Here is a 1,705-nt window from a genome sequence, read left to right as displayed (position 1 = left end):
TTCGGTCGAAGTCATTGGTGGCCTGAGTCAGGTCGTTTCTCTTCATGGTATACAGGTAAACCCTTTTGTTGGACTTGTTGACCATGATATTTCAGTGGTACCCAGCCCCTATGAAATTGAAAGTGTCTTTCGCGTTCCATTGGACTTCTTTTTAGATGCACAACCTATTCGTCGAGATAAAATGACCTACAAAGGAACCTCTCTTGCAGTTCCATCGTATGAGTATGACTATCAGGGTATCCGTTATGAAATTTGGGGGCTCACAGCGATTGTGCTGGTTGAGTTTTTGAATGTCGCAATGGATGCAAGAATAACAATATTTGATGACTACCTGAAGGATAGAGATGAAATTCAGCCTAAACGATAAGCAACCTGTTCAACATGGTGCTCCAGGCTTTATCGCGCCTAATGCGAGCTTGATTGGTGATATTGAATTGCATGAGGACGCGAGCGTTTGGTTCAACGTTGTAATCCGTGCAGATAATGACAAAGTCGTTGTTGGCCCGCAAAGCAATATTCAGGACGGGTCGGTATTGCACATCGATCCCGGATTTCCTCTTAATATAGGCAAGGGCGTCACTATCGGTCACAATGTCATGTTGCATGGCTGTACGATCGGTGATTACAGCTTGATAGGCATCAACGCGGTAGTGTTAAATGGCGCCAAAATTGGGAAGCATTGTTTGATTGGTGCGAATGCATTAATCACAGAAAATATGGAAATCCCTGACGGTTCAATGGTGGTAGGAAGCCCCGCCAAAATTAAACGCACTCTCAGCGACCAGCAAATGAAAATGCTGGAGCTAAGTGCAGCGCATTATGTGTCGAATTCTCAGCGCTATCAAAAGCATTTGAAACAGCTAGAAGATGCATAGTTAGTAAAACTATGGGGTGATTTTTAAGATTTCCTCTCTGTGTTAGAAGTAAAGAATGAGTATAGAAAGTAAACCGATTGCCTCTCCTTGCGTGAGTATTTGCGCCCTAGACGAAAATGACGTGTGCGTTGGATGTCACCGTACCGGCCAAGAAATAGCAGGTTGGGGAATGAAATCAGAACCTGAAAAAGCTGAGATTATGGAACGCGTTCGCGAGCGCGAAAAAGGCTCTTACATATAGGTCGTGAGCGACAACAAGGAAAACAACAATGACAACATTAGGAACGGCGCTGACTAGTCACGCAACAAAAGTACTTTTTTGTGGTGCGGGTGAGCTTGGTAAAGAAGTGGTGATTGAACTTCAGCGCTTGGGTGTTGAAGTTATTGCAGTTGATCGCTACGAAAATGCGCCCGGCATGCACGTGGCTCATCGTTCTTATGTTGTTGATATGCTTGACCCAGTCGCATTGCGTGCGGTCATTGAAAAAGAAAAACCAGATTTTGTTGTTCCTGAAATTGAAGCGATTGCGACGGCTGAACTGCTTAAACTCGAAGAAGAGGGCGTGCATATCGTGCCTTCGGCTCGCGCAGTGAACTTGACGATGAACCGAGAGGGCATTCGCACCTTAGCTGCCCAAGAGTTGGGTTTGCCAACCTCTACCTATGAGTTCGCTGATAACATTGATGATTTTAAAGCCGCCATTGAGCGCATCGGCTTCCCTTGTTTCGTCAAACCTATTATGAGCTCTTCTGGCAAAGGGCAGAGTCGTTTAAGCGAAGCGGATCAGATTGAATCAGCTTGGGAATACGCACAATCCGGTGGTCGCGCT

At 45.6% G+C, this 1,705-nt stretch carries 4 protein-coding genes; all 4 read left to right on the top strand.

What is annotated here, in order from left to right:
* Positions 1-367, top strand: a 367-nt coding sequence (locus tag A3738_RS31460) for a CoA pyrophosphatase (protein WP_369819828.1), incomplete at its 5' end; no start/stop codon positions are given.
* The gene (locus A3738_RS23940) at positions 345-875 is read left to right on the top strand and encodes a gamma carbonic anhydrase family protein (RefSeq protein ID WP_068476160.1); all 531 of its coding nucleotides are present in this window, start codon (positions 345-347) and stop codon (positions 873-875) included. The genes A3738_RS31460 and A3738_RS23940, both read left to right, overlap by 23 nt.
* A 55-nt stretch (positions 876-930) precedes the next feature.
* Positions 931-1,116 (top strand): DUF1289 domain-containing protein, encoded by a 186-nt coding sequence (locus A3738_RS23935; protein WP_068476159.1) that lies wholly within the window; start codon positions 931-933, stop codon positions 1,114-1,116.
* Between the two features lie 28 nt (positions 1,117-1,144).
* Positions 1,145-1,705: ATP-grasp domain-containing protein (locus A3738_RS23930; protein ID WP_156504465.1), on the top strand; the 561-nt coding region annotated here is incomplete at its 3' end.

The organism is Oleiphilus sp. HI0066 (genome assembly GCF_001635725.1).
Note: the sequence above shows the minus strand (reverse complement) of the source record. Positions and strands in the feature narration are given on the sequence as shown.